18 protein-coding genes are annotated in these 20,174 nt (G+C 36.2%); 14 read left to right on the top strand and 4 right to left on the bottom strand.

The annotated features are described in order from the left end of the window. Positions 1-32 precede the first annotated feature (32 nt). Genes gldL through gldN form a run of 3 tightly spaced genes read left to right on the top strand, consistent with a single transcriptional unit; the run spans position 33 to position 3,343 of the window. The gene (gldL, locus tag R2Q77_RS01510; RefSeq protein WP_316801944.1) at positions 33-842 is read left to right on the top strand and encodes a gliding motility protein GldL; all 810 of its coding nucleotides are present in this window, start codon (positions 33-35) and stop codon (positions 840-842) included. Between the two features lie 40 nt (positions 843-882). Further along, on the top strand, positions 883-2,415 hold the full coding sequence (gene gldM, locus R2Q77_RS01505) for a gliding motility protein GldM (RefSeq protein WP_316801943.1): 1,533 nt from the start codon (positions 883-885) through the stop codon (positions 2,413-2,415). Between the two features lie 4 nt (positions 2,416-2,419). Beyond that, on the top strand, positions 2,420-3,343 hold the full coding sequence (gene gldN / locus R2Q77_RS01500) for a gliding motility protein GldN (RefSeq protein WP_316801942.1): 924 nt from the start codon (positions 2,420-2,422) through the stop codon (positions 3,341-3,343). 365 nt (positions 3,344-3,708) lie between these two features. Here gldN and uvrC read toward each other — a convergent pair whose 3' ends face one another. The 3 genes from uvrC to R2Q77_RS01485 form a co-directional block, all read right to left on the bottom strand. After that, positions 3,709-5,514 (bottom strand): excinuclease ABC subunit UvrC, encoded by a 1,806-nt coding sequence (gene uvrC / locus R2Q77_RS01495; RefSeq protein WP_316801941.1) that lies wholly within the window; start codon positions 5,512-5,514, stop codon positions 3,709-3,711. 144 nt (positions 5,515-5,658) lie between these two features. Then, entirely contained in the window at positions 5,659-7,878 is a 2,220-nt protein-coding gene (locus R2Q77_RS01490) for a transglycosylase domain-containing protein (RefSeq protein ID WP_316801940.1), read from the bottom strand. Between the two features lie 174 nt (positions 7,879-8,052). Beyond that, the gene (locus R2Q77_RS01485) at positions 8,053-10,749 is read right to left on the bottom strand and encodes a gliding motility protein (protein WP_316801939.1); all 2,697 of its coding nucleotides are present in this window, start codon (positions 10,747-10,749) and stop codon (positions 8,053-8,055) included. A gap of 211 nt (positions 10,750-10,960) precedes the next feature. Here R2Q77_RS01485 and R2Q77_RS01480 point away from each other — a divergent pair, with 211 nt between their 5' ends. The 8 genes from R2Q77_RS01480 (at position 10,961) to atpG (ending at position 16,966) form a co-directional block, all read left to right on the top strand. Next, on the top strand, positions 10,961-11,185 hold the full coding sequence (locus R2Q77_RS01480) for an AtpZ/AtpI family protein (RefSeq protein ID WP_316801938.1): 225 nt from the start codon (positions 10,961-10,963) through the stop codon (positions 11,183-11,185). Between the two features lie 166 nt (positions 11,186-11,351). After that, positions 11,352-11,741 (top strand): hypothetical protein, encoded by a 390-nt coding sequence (locus R2Q77_RS01475; RefSeq protein WP_316801937.1) that lies wholly within the window; start codon positions 11,352-11,354, stop codon positions 11,739-11,741. Positions 11,742-11,755: 14 nt separating this feature from the next. Further along, the gene (gene atpB / locus R2Q77_RS01470) at positions 11,756-12,907 is read left to right on the top strand and encodes a F0F1 ATP synthase subunit A (RefSeq protein ID WP_316801936.1); all 1,152 of its coding nucleotides are present in this window, start codon (positions 11,756-11,758) and stop codon (positions 12,905-12,907) included. Positions 12,908-12,950: 43 nt separating this feature from the next. Then, positions 12,951-13,163, top strand: coding sequence for an ATP synthase F0 subunit C (atpE, locus tag R2Q77_RS01465; protein ID WP_012780570.1), 213 nt, complete (start codon positions 12,951-12,953; stop codon positions 13,161-13,163). 88 nt (positions 13,164-13,251) lie between these two features. After that, the gene (locus R2Q77_RS01460; RefSeq protein WP_131536517.1) at positions 13,252-13,749 is read left to right on the top strand and encodes a F0F1 ATP synthase subunit B; all 498 of its coding nucleotides are present in this window, start codon (positions 13,252-13,254) and stop codon (positions 13,747-13,749) included. Positions 13,750-13,822: 73 nt separating this feature from the next. After that, complete coding sequence (gene atpH, locus R2Q77_RS01455; protein WP_316801935.1) at positions 13,823-14,362, top strand: ATP synthase F1 subunit delta; 540 nt, start codon at positions 13,823-13,825, stop codon at positions 14,360-14,362. A gap of 67 nt (positions 14,363-14,429) precedes the next feature. Next, complete coding sequence (atpA, locus tag R2Q77_RS01450; RefSeq protein WP_316801934.1) at positions 14,430-16,004, top strand: F0F1 ATP synthase subunit alpha; 1,575 nt, start codon at positions 14,430-14,432, stop codon at positions 16,002-16,004. Positions 16,005-16,081: 77 nt separating this feature from the next. Continuing rightward, positions 16,082-16,966, top strand: a complete 885-nt coding sequence (atpG, locus tag R2Q77_RS01445; protein WP_316801933.1) for an ATP synthase F1 subunit gamma — start codon at positions 16,082-16,084, stop codon at positions 16,964-16,966. Between the two features lie 101 nt (positions 16,967-17,067). On the opposite strand, the gene R2Q77_RS01440 is transcribed toward atpG, so the two are convergent. Next, entirely contained in the window at positions 17,068-17,778 is a 711-nt protein-coding gene (locus R2Q77_RS01440; RefSeq protein WP_316801932.1) for a hypothetical protein, read from the bottom strand. Between the two features lie 164 nt (positions 17,779-17,942). Between R2Q77_RS01440 and R2Q77_RS01435 the strand changes: the two genes are divergently transcribed. The 3 genes from R2Q77_RS01435 (at position 17,943) to R2Q77_RS01425 (ending at position 20,108) form a co-directional block, all read left to right on the top strand. Further along, a complete protein-coding gene (locus R2Q77_RS01435; RefSeq protein ID WP_316801931.1) occupies positions 17,943-18,710 on the top strand; it encodes a 5'-nucleotidase, lipoprotein e(P4) family in 768 nt (255 codons plus the stop codon). 58 nt (positions 18,711-18,768) lie between these two features. Next, positions 18,769-18,984, top strand: a complete 216-nt coding sequence (locus R2Q77_RS01430; RefSeq protein ID WP_316801930.1) for a hypothetical protein — start codon at positions 18,769-18,771, stop codon at positions 18,982-18,984. 230 nt (positions 18,985-19,214) lie between these two features. Then, positions 19,215-20,108, top strand: coding sequence for a DUF4349 domain-containing protein (locus R2Q77_RS01425; RefSeq protein WP_316801929.1), 894 nt, complete (start codon positions 19,215-19,217; stop codon positions 20,106-20,108). Positions 20,109-20,174 lie beyond the last annotated feature (66 nt).

Below are 20,174 nucleotides of genomic sequence, written 5' to 3'. Positions count from 1 at the left end.
CTAAAAAACTAAAAGAAAAACATTAAAATTTTATGGCAGGAAAAAAACAACCAAGCTGGTTACATGTAGCGATTTCATGGGGAGCAAGTATTGTAATTATTGGGGCATTATTTAAAATTTTGCACATTGGCGGTATATTGGGTAATTATATGATCGGTATCGGTCTGGGTGTAGAATCGATTTTATTCTTCTTAACTGGTTTCTTTCCACCTGAGCCAGAACCTGCCTGGGAAAGAGTATACCCTGAATTAAGAGAAGATTTTAAAGGAGAATTGCCTGTTGCTTCTGCAAGACCAGTTGCTGCAGTTCCAACTTCATCAAACACTGCTGCTTTAGATAAAATGCTTTCTGATGCCAAAATTGGCCCGGAATTAATTGAAAGCTTGGGTACAGGATTACGTACTTTTGGCGATAAAGTTGCCGCAATTTCTAACGTTGCTGATGCTTCTGCCGCTACAAATGAATTTACAGGGAAAGTTAAAACGGCTTCTGCTGGTTTCGATAACTTAAGCGCTTCTTTTGAGAAAGCAACAGCTAACTTAAAAGCAATGGGCGAGAGCAATGTAGATTCTCAGGCTTATCACGATCAGGTAAATAATTTAGCTAAAAACTTATCGGCATTAAATGCTGTATATGAATTGGAATTACAAGATTCAAGCGCACATTTAAAATCGATGAATAAGTTCTATCAGAATTTATCACTTACTATGCAAAACTTCAACGAATCTATGGAAGACTCGAAACAGTTTAAAGAAGAAGTGAACAAACTGGCTAAAAACTTGTCGTCACTTAACGCAATTTACGGTAACATGCTCTCGGCTATGAATGGCCCACGTGTATAATAGTTTAGTTTTTAATTAATTTAAAAAAGCTACATAACACATGGCAGGCGGAAAAGAAACAACAAGGCAGCGGATGATTAATATCATGTATTTGGTATTACTTGCTATGCTTGCCTTAAACGTATCAGACACAATATTAAATGCATTTAAAAATATTAACGACAGTTTAGAAACTTCTAAAACTAATGTTAATTTAAGTATCGATCAGCTTTTTGCTGCATTCGAAAATTCGAAGTTAAAAGAAGAACCAGGACGCGCACAGCCAATTTATGAAAAAGCTAAACAGGCTAAGGCAGCAGCTGATGATTTAAATAACTATATCGAAAGTATAAAAAAACAATTCACGACAGCTGGTGATGGCATTGATGCCGAAACTGGTGATTTAGTGAGACGTGATAACATGGATATTGCCCAAAACATTATGATTAATGGTAAAGAGGGTGAAAAATTGAAACAAAAGGTAAATGCTACACGCGAAAAATTAATTTCGTTATTAGATGAAACAGATCGTAAAAATGTTTCTTTCTCTCTTGAGGCAAAAGATCCGGTAAAAAAGAGTAAGGGGAACTGGCAGGAAGTTTATTTTGGAGAAGGTACTCCGTTAACTGCTGCTATGACCATTTTAACTAAACTGCAAACAGATACTAAAAATGCTGAAGCAGATGTGGTTAAACGATTATTCGGAAATATGGATAAAGCTTTGGTTAACATAGATAAGTTTGCAGCAGTTGCTGTGGCACCAACATCTTATGTAATCCAGGGTCAACCTTACACTGCGGAAGTATTTTTAACTGCAAGTGATTCTAAATCAAATCCAGATATTTCTGTTGGTAGTGGTAAATTATCTGTCAAAGACGGAAAAGGAACCTACACGGGAGGTACGGGTAGCGTTGGTGTGTTTAAATGGGTTGGAACAATCCGTGTTAGACAAACAGACGGACAGATTAAAGAATATAAAACACCTGAGCAAAGTTATCAGGTAGCGAAACCATCTGCAACAGTTTCATCTACAAAAATGAACGTTATTTATGCAGGTATACCAAATCCATTTGCAGTATCGGCAGCTGGTTTTCCATTAGAAAGTGTTAAAGCTTCTATTTCTGCAGGTTCAATGTCGGGTGGAAATGGAAATTATATGGTTAACGTTGCCGGTGGACAAGTTGGTCAGGAGGTTTCAATTAACGTAAGTGCTACCAATGCTGGTAAAACAGTAAACCTTGGTGTTCAGAAATTCAGAGTAAAAGCTATTCCTGCTCCGGTTGCTAAAGTTGGTGGCCGTGCCGGTGGCGATGTTGCATCTGTACAGTTAAAAAGCGAATCTGAAATTGAGGCTGATCTTGATGATTTTCCTTTTGATGTGCAGTTTAAAATTCAGCGTTATAAATTAACCATTATAAAACCACGTTCAGACGCGGTTACCATTGCGGGTAGTGGTGGTAGTTTTACAGGAGCGGTAAAAGCTGCTTTAAACTCTATTACCCCAAATACCAGAGTATTTTTTGAAGATATTGTTTCTGTAGGACCCGACGGTCGTCAGAGAATTTTACCTTCACTTGCATTCACGGTAAAATAAGAAGATGATGAAAAGGATATTAAGCGTATTGGTTTTAGTTTTATGTGTGGGCTTTGCCTATGCGCAAAAGAAACCCGTTAAAAAATCAACAACAGTTAAGAAAACGATTCCGGCACCTGTTGTTGTAACGGATACACTTGTTGCGAAAGCACCAACTAAAATTGGGAAGAAAAAGTTGAAGGTACCACCGAAAGATGGTTTTTATGCCCGTAAGGATATAGACAGTACAGAAATGGTTCCTTTGGCAGATGTACGCGAAGAAGATGTTTTTTATGCAAAAAGAATCTGGCGTGAAATTGATTTGCGTGATACCGTTAACTCGGTTTTAAAATCACCAAAATCAAGATTAATAGATGTTTTTATTTCTGCAATTAAATCAGAAGAATTAACTGCTTATTCACCGATTGATAGTGTACTAAACGAAGACGATGCTTTTAATAATCCTTTATCAGCAGATTCGGCGGCAAGAGCAGCTTTAGGAACTGCAGAAGTATCAAATAATAAAACCGGTACGGTAACTACCGTAACCAATGATTTTAATCCTGAGTTATTTTTAAAATTCAGAATTAAAGAAGATTGGATTTTTGATGTAAAACGTTCTATTTTCGAACCTCGTATTGTAGGTATTGCACCTTTAAAGTTTAACGAAGTATCAAAGCAATGGCAACCTGTATTCTGGATTTACTATCCTGAAGCAAGAGAACTTTTGGCTAAAAAACGTTTAATCAATACCAATAATGATGCATCATCTTTAAGTTTTGATGATTTCTTTATCCGCCGCTTATTTAGCAGCTATATCGTTAAAGAATCAAATCCTGGGGATAATAAGATCAGAGACATTATAACAGATCCGAGAGACCGGCTTTATGAATCAGAAAGGATTAAAAAATCTGTTCTGGATTATGAACAATCTCTCTGGGAATATTAATAGAAAGGCTTCGATTTTAATCGAAGCCTTTTTGCATTTTGACGATCCGTGGAAAAATCTTTGAAATTACCTCTGTAGATTTCTCCATTACGTTGCACTCCAGTCGAAATGACGATTTATTCATTTCCAAAATTCGGATAAGATTATGGCAATTTAGGTGTTGACTATAAGTTGTAGTTAATGAACAAATCTTTGAAATTACCTCTGTAGATTTCTCCGTTGCGTTATACTCCAGTCGAAATGACGGTTTATGTTATTGACACGTTAAATCGGTACAGGTATATTGCATTCGAAATGACGATTTGTACAGGTACACTCCGCTCAAATGACGATTGCTACGGTAATCTGTTTTGTAATGGAGGCAATTATTGTTGTGCTTTAAAATATTCGAGTAAAGTAAGTACTTGTTTTTTATTTAAAACATCAGCCAACTGTTGCTCCGTAGCCTCTTTAATTTTTTTAACGGATTTAAAATGCGTAAGCAATTTATCGGCGGTGGTTTTACCAATGCCGGCTATTTGTTCCAGTTCAGTTTTTAAAGTGCCCTGATCTCTTTTCTTGCGGTGAAAGGTAATGCCAAAACGGTGTGCCTCATCCCGTAGCTGCTGGATCACTTTTAGGGTTTCAGATTTCTTATCCAGATACAAAGGGTAAGAATCTTCCGGGTAAAAAAGTTCTTCCAACCGCTTCGCGATTCCAATTATAGTTACCTTGTTGTAAATGCCTAATAACTTTAAACTCTTTACTGCGGATGATAGCTGCCCTTTACCGCCATCAATAATGATCAGCTGAGGCAATGGTTGGTCTTCATCTAACATTCTCCTGTAGCGGCGGAAAACAGCCTCTTCCATGGTCGCAAAATCGTTCGGACCTTCAACTGTTTTAACGTTAAAGTGGCGATAATCTTTTTTGGATGGTTTGGCATCTTTAAAAACAACAATAGCCGAAACCGGATATTTACCCTGGAAATTGGAGTTATCAAAACACTCAATATGTTTTGGCAATTGTGTTAAACTTAAATCTTTTTGCATTTGAGTTAAAATGCGGTCGGTTCTTAAATCCGGATTTAGTTTTTCATACTGATTTAATTTTTCCTTTTTAAAGAACAGTACATTCTTTTGCGATAGTTCTAAAAGTTTCTTCTTTTCGCCCAGTTTTGGGATGGTAAATCTTAAACTTTCGTCTTCCAGTGAAAGTTCAAAAGGAACAATAACCTCTTTCGAGGTACTGTTAAACTTGGTTCTGAATTCGAGCATTGCCGTGGTCAGTAACTCTTCGTCACTTTCGTCGAGCTGCTTTTTAATTTCTATGGTTTGGGTTTGTATAATGGTACCATTCATTACCTTGAGGTAATTTACAAAAGCATAACGTTCGTCAGAAGCAATACTCACCACATCAACATTTGTAATTGCGCTGTTTACAACGGTAGATTTACTCTGATATTTCTCTAAAACCTGAAGCTTTCTGGCATATTGATGCGCAAGTTCGAAATTCAATTCTTCTGAAGCTGTTTTAATAATCTGCTTTACCTCACGGATTACATTGCCAATTTTACCACTGAGGATTTCTTTAATTTCGGCTATGTTATTGTTGTAGTCTTCTTCGTGCTGGTAAGCCTGGCAAGGGCCTTTGCAATTGCCAATCTGGTATTCAAGGCAAACTTTAAACTTACCTTCCGCAATGTTCTTCTCATTTAAGGGCAAGCTGCAGGTTCTGAGCGGATAAGTTTCTTTAATAAGGTCCAAAATGGTGTGCATCATCCCAATGGAGCCGTAAGGACCAAAATAGGTTGAGCCATCTTTAATTACCTTCCGTGTCCAGTAAATACGCGGAAAAGGCTCGTTTTTAACAATAATCCATGGGTAAGTTTTATCATCTTTTAAGTTGATGTTAAATTTAGGCTGATGTTTCTTGATTAAGCTGTTTTCAAGTAACCAGGCATCAATTTCGGTATCTACAATGGTAAAAGTGATTTTGCGTATGCGCGACACCAAAACGCGTGTTTTACCATTGAACTGCTGCTTATCCTGATTAAAATAAGAGCCAACCCGATTGCGTAAATCTTTTGCTTTACCAATGTACATGAGTTTACCATCAGCATCCCAATATTGGTATACACCCGGTTTATGAGGAATTGCCGTTAAGGCTGTTTTATGGTCGAAATTACTCATTTACTACAATTTAGGTTTCTAAATTAAATTATCAAGCAAGTGCCAGTTTTAATTCAGGATATCCCTAAGCGCTATATAAGATATAAGTCCACAACTAATTTTAATTGAGCCGTGGACTTATCATGTTTTATTCGTTGTTCAGGATTAAAATCCTAATTTTTCATCAAGTTCAGTTTTGGTGCCCTCCTCCTGTTGCTGATATTCATTACAGTCAAAGGTGATGGTTTTGGGGGTTTTGGGTGCTTCGAAATCAGCGTGGCTAATTTTTAAGGCAGGATTTGCATAAACCCGTTTAATAAAACCAGCAAAAATAGGAAGTGCTGTATTGGCACCTTCACCTTCTCTGGTACTGATAAAGTGAAAGGCCCTGTCCTCACAACCCGTCCATATTCCGGTTACCAACTGCGGCGTAATTGCCATAAACCAACCATCAGAGTTATTTTGGGTAGTACCCGTTTTACCGCCAATTGGGGCATTAATTTTATACTTATAATTTAATCTGGAGCCTGTTCCATTTGAAATAACACCTTTAAGCATGCGTGTCATTACATAAGCAACTTCCTCGCTCATTACCGGTTTAGGAATGGCTTTTTTAGAGTAAAGTACTACACCGTTTTTATCTTCAATCCTTAAAAGATAAATGGGTTGGGTATAATAACCTTTATTTGCAAAAGCGCCATAAGCACCAACCATATTGTAAACCGATGCATCGAAAGAGCCTAAAGCAATAGATGGATAGGCCGGAACGTTTGGTATGCCCATTTTAGTGGCTAAAGCCGAAACGGCTACCGGGCCAACTTGTTTCATGATATAGGCAGTAATGTAGTTTTGCGAAAAGGCCAGTGCTTTTTGTAAAGTTAAAGTTCCGGGTATAGTGCCTGAAGATCTTGGAATATATGGTTTTCCATAACCTTCTATAGTAACCGGAACATTGGGAACGGTAAAGCATGGCGAATAACCATTTTCGATGGCAACGGCATAGGTAAATGGTTTTGCGGTTGAACCAACTTGTCTGGTTCCCATTTTTACCTGATCGTATTTAAAATGTTCGTAATTAATACCACCTACCCAAGCTTTAACATGCCCGTTGGTTGGGTCCATTGTCATCATCGCGTTACGCAAAAGCATTTTGTAATAACGTACCGAATCAATAGGCTTCATTGTGGTATCTACATTCCCTTTCCAGGTAAAAATGGTTAAATCGGTAGGGGTATTAAAATCTTTTTTAATTTCTTCTTCTGATTTACCTTCTAATTTTAACGATTTATAGCGATCTGATCTTTTTATCCCTTGTTCTATTTGCAGTGCTTTATCGCGAAAAGGATCACGGCCTTTCCAGCTGTTAACAAACTGCTGTTGTAAAACTTTCATGTATTCTTTCTGGGCTTCCTCTGCATACACCTGCATATCGTAGTTTATGGTGGTGTAAATTTTTAAACCATCACGATCTAAGTCATAGGGAGTTCCGTCAGGTTTTGTGATGGATTGTTCCTGAAAAATGGTTTTGATATCATTTTTTAATACCGAGCGGAAGTATGGGGCAATACCATCATTAACCGTAGCGGCATTAAAATGCAAATCGAGCGGTTTTTCCTTCTGCTTATCAAACTCCTGTTGCGTAATAAAATCTGATTTTACCATCATTGCCATTACGGTATTTCTACGGTCTTTTGAACGTTCAGGATGGCGGGTAGGAGAGTACATGGTAATCCCTTTTTGCATCCCAACCAAAGTAGCGGCTTCGGTTAAACTTAAATGATCAGGGCTGGTGTTGAAATAAACACGTGCTGCCGATTTGATACCATAAGCCTGGTTGCCAAAATCAACCGTGTTTAAGTACATGGTTATAATTTCTTCTTTGGTATAGTTTCTTTCCAGCTTTACGGCCACAATCCATTCTTTAAATTTGGTTAAAACCAAAGTAAAAAAATTAAGGTTGGTTTCTCTTGGAAAAAGATTTTTAGCCAACTGCTGGGTAATGGTACTGGCGCCTTGTTTTTTACCAACAAGGTTATAAAAGATGATTGAAAAAGTACGCTTAAAGTCTATCCCAGAGTGCTCTTTAAATCGTGTATCTTCAGTTGCAATTAGTCCGTTGATTACATTTTGCGAAATATCTTTATAAGAAACGTTCGATCTGTTTTGAACGAAATAGGTGCCAAGCGTGTGGCCATCATCAGCTATAATTTCTGAGGCCTGGTTACTTTTTGGGTGTTCTATATCTCTAAATGATGGTAATTCGCCAAATACACCAACGCTCAGCAAAGAAATAAAAATAGCAAACAGCGCAATGCAACCAATTAAAATTTTCCAGATTCGGAGGCTGTATCTTTTTATATCTTCTTTAGAAAGGGGTTTATTCATTTTAAATATATGTTATTCGATAGCTACAAACACAACTGCCATAGCCATCGTTTTTAAAATTAGAAAAAGCAAAAATAAGAAGTTAATACGCTAAACCCTTAGTTTTGTTGTCAGATTATGAAACTTAAACTCATTTAAATTTGAGCGCAGCTAAAATTAAACCTGTGCCAATGGTTAATAATTGCTTTTATAAAACTCAATATATTCGTTAATACGAGCCCTGTCGCTTAGTTTTTCAAAATTCTCTTTACTAATAATGAAGCTTTTATAAATACCTGGAGGTACTTTCATGATGCTTTTTAAATGGTTTTTAATACTCTCTTCATATATTTTAGCATCTTCCAAATCAATAAAACTACTCACATAAATTAACTGATCCTGATCTAACTCAACCAACTTATGCGTTAAATCATTTTCAGGATAGTTGCCACGGTTAAATTGCCCGATACCAAATCTCGAAGAACTTAATGTTAAAGAAGCATCAGCAACATCAATAACAAAATAATAAGTTTCAGAAGTTGCTAAACTGAAAATACTTGCCGGTTTGGCTACCGGTACTTTATCGGTTTCAACTTTATCGGCCGTTTTTACAACAGATTGCACTACTGGTTTTTCAACTTTTTTAGGTTCAACAGCTGCATTAATATCTGGGTTTGTGATTGGCTTCGGAGTTACAGTTATAGGGGTTGCCTGACTCATGAAGCGAGGTTCGTTCGAATCAAAATCAATCAACGCAAATTTACGTTGCTTAAATTCATCTAAATTAGCTTCTATGTATTTTAAATGATCTCTAACCAGCGGGGTAATGATCACATCATTTGGATAAAGGGTATTAATCGAATTAAATTCAGTTAACAAGGCATCTACTTTTGATGTTCTGCCTACAGCTATTGCTTTTAAATAAGCGTATTGCGGAGCTAAATCATTTTCGGGGAAAGCCGCAATATTATCATTGGATTGCTTAATAACACTGCTGTAATCTTTCTTTAAATAACTGTCGAAAGCAGCGTTGTAATTGTTAATGGCTACATTTTCAAGTTGATTTTGTTTAGCAGAATAAGATGGATCTAAAATGGTTTTTGCAAAGCCTGAGTTAGGGAACTTGGTCAATACCAATTGTTTATACTCTTCGGCCTGAGCCTGGTTTACACCCTGGTTATTTAAAAACAAACTGTAATAAACGGCAGCAAGGTGGTTGTTATCCGGGAAACGTTTTAAAAGTTCGATGTAAACTTTATTTGCTTCTGCCTTATCATTTAATTCCTGCTGGTAAAAACTGGCAATTTCGAAATAGGCATCAATAATTTTCTGGTTAGATTTTGCCAGTAAATCGCTATTAACGGGTAGGGCATCTAAATATTGTTTCTCTAAAGTGCTTTGATCTTTTGAAACAGGAAGATTGGAATCTTTACTGGTTTGGATGCCATTGGCAACATTGCCGCCTGCTAAAACCTGGTTATTTTCTTGTGCAGCAGAGCGAATACTTTGACGCCAGTTATCCTCTAAAGGTCGGTTGCCCCAACGTTTTCTAAATTCAGCAAAACCATTGCCTATGGCTGTGTTATTATTGAAATAAAATGTATTGCCTAATCCTGAAGTAACACTATTTGAACCCAACGTCTGGTTAGGGAAATCAGGATCGCTGGTAAACGTAGAGCCATTGCTGGTATTGCCAATATTGGTTAATTTAACCATGGGGGTTAACCAGGCTTTAATTTTAGCTTCCTGTTCAGAAACAGGTAATTTTGCAATCGTTTGTAAAGTATCTTCGGTTGATATTATGGTATAGCGATCCGTCAGGTATTGAAGATTATGAGCTTTTTTAACAATATTATCATAATCAGGAAAGTTTTTAGGCAAAATCATGGCCGTACTATCATAATACAGTTTAGCTTTAATATAATTATTAAACTGTTTAAAGTTGAGGTCGGCAATTTTAAGATAGGATAAAGCCTTTTGCGTTTGGTTGCGCGTGCTGTTTTTAATGGATTTTTTATAATTTTCTTCTGCTTTAACATAATCGCCTTCGGCAGAAAGCAATTCGCCAACCTGGTAATAAATCTGGTCAATGTAGTCAGAGTTCTTATCGTCTTTTAGCAAAGCAAGTAATTGCTGTTCTTTATTTAGTTTCTCTCCACCCAGCAGCGCTTTTAATTTAATACGGTTTAAATTGGCATGAAAGTACATTTCAAAAGGCGCATTACTTTTTTCTACTTTGGTAAAATTAAGATAGGCATCCTGCAGATTGTTTTCTTTTTCCTGTAATTGCGCAAGAATGTACCTCCATCGAACACGTTGTTGGGTTTCGCTCGGAGCTTTAATTGCCGATTCTAACAACAACATCGCCTCTTTATTGCGTTTTTGGTAAATACGCATTTGTGCGGTTGTAGCTAAAGGCTCCGCAAGGTCTTTTTTTAATAAATCAGCCGCGCGCAACATCGTATCTATAATCTGATCGGCTTTGCTTAAATTATTAAGCTCCATTTGGCTCCTGGCTTTCCAGTTTAAAGCCATGATGTATGTTTTTAGGTTATCGCCATAAGTTTTTGCTGTATAATCAAAGTATTCTGAAGCAATAAAATAATTGCCTTTTAAATAATTGGCCTTACCCAAAAGCATATAAGCATCATCAATGTAATTGCTAAAACTTTTGTCGTTTATTACCGCTTGGCCCTTATGAATAATTTCATCAAGCTGTTTGTTAGAAACGCCTGGGGTAAGTACAAGGTTAACCTGGGGTTCCGGATCAAGATAAACAGGTAAAACCTTTTCATAATTATCGTTATAACTTTGCGCTAAACCCTCATTATACTCGGTAAGTAAAACATTTGAGTTATATATATAGTTATATCGAGCCGTTAAATTTTGCATCTTACGGCTTATGGTGGTATCTTTAGGCGTTATACAGCTATAGATAAATAGCAATCCAAGGCAGAGAAATAATGGATGAAAGGTTTTGGCGGCGTTATTTTTCAAGTATAAAAAATCTCTAGTGTATACAATAAACAAAAAGTATGCAAAATTATTTTATTTGGCAACAAATTTTAATTATTCAAAGTTAATTTAATTATTGCATTAAAAAATGGAAAATCCGAAAGAAGAAAATACAGGCAAAAAGCTTAATAATGCAGCTAAATATTCAGCAATTGGCTTCCAAATGATTGCAACTATTGGTTTGTTAACTTTTATTGGCCATAAAATTGACCAGAACAGGCCAGGTAAACTGCAAATTTATACTGCAATATTCGGATTGGCCGGTGTTGCAATTGCCCTGTATCAGGCGATTAAACAAGCGACTAAAGAGTAGGTTAAAAGCTTAATGCTTAAATAAAACCATGGAAGAATGCGGCTACTCTGGCATCGAATGTTCGATTGTTAGGTAAACATCTTATTTTAATAATCTATCTCTTGGCACTTGAAGCTAAAAACCTATCTTTGCATCGTTTTATTACATTGAAAAAGAATTATTTAGTTTGACTCTAGCCAAATTTACCAGCATCTATCTTATTTTCACCGGCGTTTTAATCGGTATTGTTGCCATTCTACCTTCTCTATTTACAGGAGTGCAATTATTTGTCCCTAATTTTTGGGTTGTGTTTGGGTTTTTAGCAGGTATTACCTATATCGCATATGTTCTTGTTGATATCGGCATTAAAAGAGATCCTGAAGTAGGAATAATGGCTATTATGGGATCAATTGCAGTGAAGATGATTTTTTGTATGGCTTTTGTGCTGATTTACAGTATAAAAGCTAAGGGAATTGGGCTTGCATTTCTGCTAAATTTTTTTTCTTTATATTTATTGTTTACGGCCTTTGAAATTTACTGTTTGTTACGTAACTTGCGCCACCAAAATTTAAAGTAAAAAACTGCCAATAAATGGATTGTAACCAAGTTTTTGTGTCGAAAGTTAAAAGGCTAATTGTTGTTTTTACGCTTTTAATCGCGTTTTTGTCTGTTAAAGCGAGTGCTTTTGCACAGACGGATAGTACTGTTGTTGAAACGGCTGAAGCTGTTTCAGGAGAACATGCAGCGGGTAAAGCTGAGCATGGCGAAGAAAAGTTTGAGCCTACTAAAGTAATTATGGAACACATTGCAGATTCGCATGTGTGGCATTTATGGGGGCACACCTCATTACCGCTTCCTGTAATTCTTTATACATCAAATGGATTGGAGATTTTTTCTTCAGCAAATTTTCATCATGGCGAAGCTGATTATCAGGGTAAATATAATAAATACCGCTTGGTAACAGATTTAGAGCAGAGTGTTTCTAAAAATATTTTAAATAAAAACATCAAAGTTGTTGGTGCAGATGGCAAGATCGATGAAACAGCTTCGGATACAGTAGTTGATTTTTCAATTACTAAAAACGTAGCTGCAATGTTTGTTGCTATATTGGTTATCCTTATTGTATTTATTGCTGTGGCCTCTTCATACAAAAAACGTGTGGGTAAAGCGCCTAAAGGTTTACAATCTTTTATTGAACCAATTATTGTTTTTGTAAGAGATGATATTGCCAAACCAAACATCGGACATAAATATGCAAAGTTTATGCCTTACTTGTTAACCGTGTTTTTCTTTATCTGGTTTAACAACTTATTAGGCTTAGTTCCAATTTTTCCGGGTGGCGCAAACGTTACAGGTAATATTGCTTTAACTTTTGTTATGGCTATAGCAACCATGTTGGTTGTTAATTTAAATGGCAACAAATATTACTGGAAACACATTTTATTACCTGATGTGCCTTGGTGGTTGTATCCAATTATGATCCCGGTAGAGTTAATTGGTATTATCTCTAAACCTTTCGCTTTAATGATTCGTTTGTTTGCAAACATTACAGCAGGTCACATTATCGTATTAAGTTTAATCTCCTTAATCTTTATTTTCAAAACATTGGCTATTGCACCAGTATCTGTAGCATTCGTTTTATTTATGGATGTATTAGAGTTATTAGTGGCATTTTTACAAGCCTTTATTTTTACATTACTTACGGCCTTATTTATTGGTATGGCCGTAGAAGAGCATCATTAATTATTAAACTATTTTTTACAAATTAATATAAATTAAATTAGTTATGGTAGGTTCAATCGCGGCAATTGGTGCCGGTTTAGCAGTAATCGGTGCTGGTATCGGTATCGGTCAGGTAGGTGGAAAAGCAATGGAAGGTATTGCTCGTCAACCAGAGGCTGCATCAAAAATTCAAACTGCAATGATTATCGCTGCTGCCCTTATTGAGGGTGCTGCTTTATTCGGTGTGGTAGTTGCTTTATTAGGCTTACAAGTTTAATCGCAATTAAGAATCAATTTTGACCGGAAATTTAACGATTGGTTATTTTTCCGGTTAAATTAAGTTAAAATTAAGAAAGTTAAAATATATGAACCCATTAGTTCTACCAACCATCGGACTGGTTTTTTGGACCGTTATTGCATTTGTTTGCTTATTAATATTGCTTAGAAAATTTGCATGGAAACCTATTTTAGGTGCTATCCACGATCGTGAGCAAAGCATTGATGAGGCTTTAAATAAAGCTGAATTAGCTAAACAGGAAATGGCCCGCTTAACAGCTCAAAATCAGGATTTAATGCAACAAGCCCGTGCTGAGCGTGATGAAATTTTGAAGGAAGCAAAAACCCTTAAAGATAGTATCCTTAACGAAGCTAAAAAACAAGCTCAGGTAGAAGGTTCTAAATTAATTGAGAAAGCTAAAATCGAAATCGAAAACCAAAAGAAAGCTGCTTTAGCCGAAGTTAAAGATCAGGTTTCTTCATTGTCGTTAGAAATTGCCGAACGTGTTTTACGTACTCAGTTAGATGATAAAACAAAACAAGAAGCTTTAGTGGCTAACTTGTTAAAAGACGTTGAACTGAACTAATTAAGAGTATTGAGTTTAGAGTTTTGAGTGGGATTCCCAACTCCCGACTTTTTAACCCCCAACTAAATTATATATGTCAGAAATTAAAGTTGCAAGCAGATACGCCAAATCATTAATAGACTTAGCCGTTGAAAACAACGCGTTAGAGGCCTCTTATAATGATATGGTACTTTTTGAAAAGGTAGTTGATGAAACACCTGAACTGGAAGCAATATTGAAAAACCCTATTGTACCTTTAGACAAAAAAAATGGTATTTTAAAAGGTATTTTTGCTGATAAAGTAGGTAAGTTAACCCTGTCTTTTTTTACGATTGTTGTGAACAAAGGCCGTTCTGCAATATTATTTGCAACAGCAAAACAGTTTATACAACAGTATAATTTAATTAAGGGTATTGTTACCGCTGATGTAACCACTGCAAGTGCTTTAAGCGCTGCAGCTAAAGATCAGATTATTGCAATAGTGAAAAAAGAATTGGGTGCCAATGAAGTTATTGTTAATGAAAAAATTAACGAAAAATTAATTGGTGGTTTTATTCTTAAAGTTGGCGATAAGCAATTTGATGCAAGTATTGCCAGTGGTTTAAGTAAACTGAAAAAAGAATTTGCACAATAGGCATTGCCGTTGAGCCAAACAAATAGAATACAAGATTTACATTTACAAAAAGATATAAAGTAAAATTATGGTAGAGGTAAGACCAGACGAAGTATCGGCAATTATCAGACAGCAATTGGCGGGCTTCAAATCAGAAACCGAACTGGAGGAAGTTGGTACCGTGTTGCAAGTAGGCGACGGTATTGCCCGTGTTTACGGTTTAACTAAAGTTCAATCGGGTGAGCTGGTTGAATTTGCAAACGGCCTGCAAGGTATCGTTTTGAACCTTGAAGAAGATAACGTTGGTGTGGTACTTTTGGGTGCTTCAGACGAGATCAAAGAAGGTGATACAATTAAACGTACCAAAAAAATTGCCTCTATTAAAGTTGGTGAAGGTATGCTTGGCCGCGTAGTTAACACTTTAGGAGAGCCTTTAGATGGTAAAGGCCCAATCTTAGGTGAAACTTACGAAATGCCTTTAGAGCGTAAAGCACCAGGTGTAATTTATCGTCAACCGGTAAATGAGCCTTTACAAACTGGTATTAAAGCAATCGATGCAATGATTCCAATCGGTCGTGGTCAACGTGAGTTGGTTATTGGCGATCGTCAGATTGGTAAAACAGCCGTTTGTATTGATACCATTATCAACCAAAAAGAATTTTATGAAGCAGGCCAGCCTGTGTTCTGTATTTATGTAGCTATCGGACAGAAAAACTCTACTGTAGCCAACATTGTACGTACATTAGAAGAAAATGGCGCTTTACCATATACAGTTGTTGTTGCTGCTTCGGCTGCAGATCCTGCTCCAATGCAGTTTTATGCTCCGTTTGCAGGTGCTGCAATTGGTGAGTTTTTCCGTGATACAGGTAGACCAGCTTTAATTGTTTATGATGATTTATCTAAACAGGCTGTAGCTTACCGTGAAGTATCTTTATTACTTCGTCGTCCACCGGGCCGTGAGGCTTATCCAGGTGATGTATTCTACTTACACAGTCGTTTATTAGAAAGAGCTGCGAAAATCAACTCTAATGATGACATCGCAAAAGCGATGAACGATTTACCTGAGTCGATTAGACATATCGTTAAAGGTGGTGGTTCATTAACAGCTTTACCAATTATCGAAACTCAGGCGGGTGACGTTTCTGCTTATATCCCAACTAACGTAATTTCGATTACCGATGGTCAGATCTTCTTAGAGTCGAACTTGTTCAACTCAGGTATCCGTCCGGCTATTAACGTAGGTATCTCGGTATCACGTGTAGGTGGTAACGCGCAGATTAAATCGATGAAAAAAGTAGCAGGTACTTTAAAGTTAGATCAGGCTCAATACCGCGAGTTAGAGGCTTTCTCTAAATTCGGTTCTGATTTAGATGCTGCAACAAAATCGGTTTTAGATAAAGGTGCACGTAACGTACAGATGCTAAAACAAGCTCAGTTCACACCTTTTACAGTTGAAAAACAAGTAGCTATTGTTTACGCAGGTACTAAAAACTTAATGCGTAGCGTACCAGTTGATAAAGTAAAAGAATTCGAAACTGAATATTTAACTCAATTGGAAATGCGTCATCCTGAAACTTTAGCGGCATTAAAAGCTGGTAAATTTGATGATAGCATTACTGGTGTTTTAGATACAGTAGCAAAAGAGATTTCAAGTAAATACTAATTTAGTCAACAGTCTTAAGTCCGCAGTCGTTAGTCGACTCTGGACTTAAGACTCCAGACTGAAGACTATAATAAAGAATGGCTAATTTAAAAGAAGTAAGAAACCGGATTGCGTCGGTACAATCAACACAGCAAATTACCAAAGCTATGAAAATGGTTTCGGCGGCTAAGTTGAAACGTGCTACAAATGCAATTATCGCTTTACGTCCTTATGCAACTAAACTGAAAGAGATTTTAGGTAATCTATCAGCAAGTTTAGAAGGGTCTTCATCACCTTTTATTCAGGAGCGTGAGCCCAATAAGGTTCTAATTGTAACTGTATCATCAAATCGTGGTTTGGCTGGTGCATTTAACATGAACGTAATTAAAGCGGCCAATAATTTAATTGCCGAGAAATATAGCGAACAGTTGAAAAACGGTAACGTTAGCATTATTTCTATCGGTAAGAAAACCCAGGATTTTTACGAAAAACGCAATTATAATGTTATTGGTAATAATAACGAAGTATATGCTGCTTTAACTTTCGAAAATATAACTAAAATTACCGATGCCATTATGGCCGGTTTTATTAAAGGTGAGTTTGATAAAGTAGAAGTGGTTTACAATCGTTTTAAAAATGCAGCTGTTCAAATTATTACTTCTGAACAATTGTTGCCTTTACCAAAAGCAGAAGAAGCTAAAGTAGAAACTAAAACTACAAATGTTGATTACATTTTAGAACCTTCGCAAGAAGAGATTGTTTCTGAGTTAATTCCTAAATCAATTAAAATTCAGTTATACAAAGCCGTGTTAGATTCGCACGCATCTGAGCACGGTGCACGTATGACATCGATGGATAAAGCAACTGAAAACGCCGGAGAATTATTAAAAGCTTTAAAACTTTCTTACAACCAGGCACGTCAGGCAGCCATTACAACTGAGTTAACGGAGATTGTAAGTGGTGCTGCTGCATTAAATGGATAATTAGAATTAGCAAGGCTCAATAGAGCTTGCAGTACTAAAAGTAAAGCCCATTTCTTAATTGAAATGGGCTTTTTTATTTAAATGATTTAGGTTGGCTGTTACTAAAGGGTATTTATTCTGATCCTTAGGTATCCATTTTCTAACTTTTTAGGTGTTTCCGCTTCACCAAAAACAGTTAAACTAAACTTAGCTTCTAACAAATACAGACCGGATTTTAATTTTGTTAGCTTGGTCACTTCAAATTTTGAATCTTTTTGAGCATCTTTTTTTATCGTAGTTGGTTCATTTGAAAAATAATCAGGGCCGCTTGATTTATAGGATTGACGACCACTCTTTAAGGATACTGCAATTCCATTTTGAGTATTTTCTTTATGAAGATCCACCGCATACGGGTAATTGCCTGTATAATATAATTCAAGGAAGTTTTTAGGCGTATGTGACCATAAATTATTATTATTCATGTTGTTCTTATTGAATTTTTTCGCAAAGGTCACCGTAATAGAATTATCGTAATCTTTATCATGAATACTATAATCCTGTCCATACATGGTTGAATCCTTATCACCCGAGATGTATTTTACACCTTTTACGATAGAATCAATTTTAGAATTTGACTGTAAATTAAATCTGCTAAAAGAATTAACGTTGTTAACAGAAATTGATTTGCCCTCGAAAGTAAATGAGGCCGAATCGCCCAGTAGTTCTAAAGGATCGGGTTTTTCAATAGGAGGATTGGTAATCGGATCGTTCTTCTTGCAGGCAGCAAGGCATAACAAGGCCATACTAAGGCCTAATAAACTTTTAAATTTCATAATTTAGATTTTATTTGTGTGTTTTCGAAGCTAATAAAATTTGTGATTAAAAGAATGGTAATGGCAAATAAATTATTTTTTAAGGATTTCATCTGAACGTAAAGATGCTGCAACAAACGCGGTATAAAGGGATGTTTAATATCTTTGTACTTTAATTTCAAATTATGAAAAAATACATCTTCATCATTATTGGTTTCGCTGCTCCGTTCTTTAGTCTTGCACAATCTCCGGCCAGGGATTATACCAATGCTGTTTTGTGGCAACAACGTTCTGGCGAGTACAGGGCATTATGTTTTCAGGCCTATAACTTTGCACGTTTATCATTGAAAGAAGCGCTTTGGGAGGTTAAAAGTACCAAACCCAACTGTGTAATTGTTGATATTGACGAAACGGTTTTAGATAACGCTCCATTTCAAGGCCACGAGATTAAAAAAGATTTAAGTTACAATCCCGCCGATTGGACCGAATGGACAAATTTAGCACAGGCCGATACTGTTCCAGGCGCTTTGGCTTTTTTAAAATTTGCGGCAAGCAAAAATATTGAAACCATTTACCTCAGTAACCGTGATGAGAAAGATTATAATGCTACGCTAAAAAACCTGCAGAAATTTGGCTTCCCTTATGCTGATGAAGCCCACTTAATGGTTTCTAAAGGAACGTCAGATAAGGAGCCAAGGCGACAAGCCGTTGCCGAAAAATATAATATACTATTGCTTTGCGGTGATAATTTAAGCGATTTTTCCAATATTTTTTATAGAAATGGTAGAGATACTTTTGAACAGGTAAATGACAACCAATCCTTATTTGGTGCGAAATATATTGTATTGCCAAACCCCATGTATGGCGATTGGGAAAAGCCTTTGTACCAGGGCGAAAAATTAAATGATAAGGAGAAAGCAAAACAAAGATTAGAACGATTAAAAAGTTACTAAGTTTTATAATTATTCAGCAATAAGTATTACTTTTGCAGCATCATAAAATAAAAGAATTATGGAAAACGAATTAAAACACAATACAGAAAGCATGAAAAAGGCTAATGAGCCTGGTATTTATAAATTAATGATTTTTGGAGTACTGGTTTGTATGGTTGGTACTTATGCTCGTTTTGCATTCGATTCATGGGTTTTATCTTTAGTTTCTTGGATTATCCTTTTCATTGGTGCAATTATTTGCATTAAAGGTGTATTTAAAATTTTAGACGCATAAGCAATTTGCTATCAAAATATAAAAGCCGGTCATGTTTATTCATGACCGGCTTTTTTGTTGTTTAAACCTGTCTATGCCTTTCTGGCAATCCCAAACCCACTGTTGGGTTACCTAAATCAATTTGTTGTATTAAGTGAAAAGAGCGTTAAAAACTAACCAAAAAACGCTGAACTTCTAATGGCCATTTGAAGCAAATATTAAAATGATTATTTTTTTAGAACCGCAAGATCATGAAAAGGAATATTATTGCTATAGCCATAGTTTTAGGATTGTTTGGCTGCCAAAAATCGAATGAAAAGTATGCCAGTGCCGACATTGTTAACGCTGAAGAATTAAAAAAAGATTTAGCAGATAGTACCGCAGAGAAAATTATTAAAACTGCTGATATGCGGTTTAGGGTTAAAGATGTTCAGAAAACAAAAGAACAGCTTAGTGCAGCCATTAAAACCGAAGGAGGTACCGTAGCAGAGTTTTCCATAGAAAGTAACATCCAGGAAACAGATAAGGTTAAACAATCTACCGATTCGTTAAAGGAAATTACTTCTTATCGTACCCAAGGTTACCTGGTGGCGAAAGTTCCATCTGAAAAATTAGATGATTTTACGAACACCATTGCTAAAATGGCTGTTTTTGTAGATCATCAGCAACTGAAAATGGATGACCAGAGCATTATATATTTATCAAATAAATTAAAAGCTCAAAACCGGGTTGATGCCATCAATAAGATTAATAAAGTTGCAACCAAGAAAAGTGCAAATGTCGAATCGTCCCTCTACATTAAAGATGATTATGTAGATAAGAAAATTGATAATATGCAAATTGACAGCAAGGTAAAGTTTAGTACCATTACCCTTAATTTTTATCAGGATAATACAGTGAAAACCATGATTGTTGCCAATGACAATTTGTACGATTATCGGCCAGCTTTTACAACTAGGCTTTGGCTGGGTATTGTAAACGGCTGGACCATCTTTAAGGAAATTATTATTGCAATTTCTAATTTGTGGTTGTTGGTTTTAGCCGGCATTGGTATATTCTTTACGGTTAAATATTTTGTCAGAAAGAATAAACTGGTCCTGGATGATGCAACTAAAAAGATGATCAATCAAACTCCGGGAACTTAATTGTTTTTATCATTTCGAAGAACGGACCGGCAGCATTGATGATGTCTGTTCTTCGAAAAATATTCT

It is taken from the genome of Pedobacter nototheniae (assembly GCF_032678625.1).
Taxonomy (GTDB): Bacteria; Bacteroidota; Bacteroidia; order Sphingobacteriales; family Sphingobacteriaceae; genus Pedobacter; species Pedobacter nototheniae_A.
Note: the sequence above shows the minus strand (reverse complement) of the source record. Positions and strands in the feature narration are given on the sequence as shown.

What these genes read in the sequence shown, in the direction of transcription:
- gldL (WP_316801944.1), top strand. Translation starts at nt 33, where the DNA reads ATGGCAGGAAAAAAACAACCAAGCTGGTTACATGTAGCGATTTCATGG.
- gldM (WP_316801943.1), top strand. Translation starts at nt 883, where the DNA reads ATGGCAGGCGGAAAAGAAACAACAAGGCAGCGGATGATTAATATCATG.
- gldN (WP_316801942.1), top strand. Translation starts at nt 2,420, where the DNA reads ATGATGAAAAGGATATTAAGCGTATTGGTTTTAGTTTTATGTGTGGGC.
- uvrC (WP_316801941.1), bottom strand. Translation starts at nt 5,514, where the DNA reads ATGAGTAATTTCGACCATAAAACAGCCTTAACGGCAATTCCTCATAAA.
- R2Q77_RS01490 (WP_316801940.1), bottom strand. Translation starts at nt 7,878, where the DNA reads ATGAATAAACCCCTTTCTAAAGAAGATATAAAAAGATACAGCCTCCGA.
- R2Q77_RS01485 (WP_316801939.1), bottom strand. Translation starts at nt 10,749, where the DNA reads ATGCAAAATTTAACGGCTCGATATAACTATATATATAACTCAAATGTT.
- R2Q77_RS01480 (WP_316801938.1), top strand. Translation starts at nt 10,961, where the DNA reads ATGGAAAATCCGAAAGAAGAAAATACAGGCAAAAAGCTTAATAATGCA.
- atpB (WP_316801936.1), top strand. Translation starts at nt 11,756, where the DNA reads ATGGATTGTAACCAAGTTTTTGTGTCGAAAGTTAAAAGGCTAATTGTT.
- atpE (WP_012780570.1), top strand. Translation starts at nt 12,951, where the DNA reads ATGGTAGGTTCAATCGCGGCAATTGGTGCCGGTTTAGCAGTAATCGGT.
- R2Q77_RS01460 (WP_131536517.1), top strand. Translation starts at nt 13,252, where the DNA reads ATGAACCCATTAGTTCTACCAACCATCGGACTGGTTTTTTGGACCGTT.
- atpH (WP_316801935.1), top strand. Translation starts at nt 13,823, where the DNA reads ATGTCAGAAATTAAAGTTGCAAGCAGATACGCCAAATCATTAATAGAC.
- atpA (WP_316801934.1), top strand. Translation starts at nt 14,430, where the DNA reads ATGGTAGAGGTAAGACCAGACGAAGTATCGGCAATTATCAGACAGCAA.
- atpG (WP_316801933.1), top strand. Translation starts at nt 16,082, where the DNA reads ATGGCTAATTTAAAAGAAGTAAGAAACCGGATTGCGTCGGTACAATCA.
- R2Q77_RS01440 (WP_316801932.1), bottom strand. Translation starts at nt 17,778, where the DNA reads ATGAAATTTAAAAGTTTATTAGGCCTTAGTATGGCCTTGTTATGCCTT.
- R2Q77_RS01435 (WP_316801931.1), top strand. Translation starts at nt 17,943, where the DNA reads ATGAAAAAATACATCTTCATCATTATTGGTTTCGCTGCTCCGTTCTTT.
- R2Q77_RS01430 (WP_316801930.1), top strand. Translation starts at nt 18,769, where the DNA reads ATGGAAAACGAATTAAAACACAATACAGAAAGCATGAAAAAGGCTAAT.
- R2Q77_RS01425 (WP_316801929.1), top strand. Translation starts at nt 19,215, where the DNA reads ATGAAAAGGAATATTATTGCTATAGCCATAGTTTTAGGATTGTTTGGC.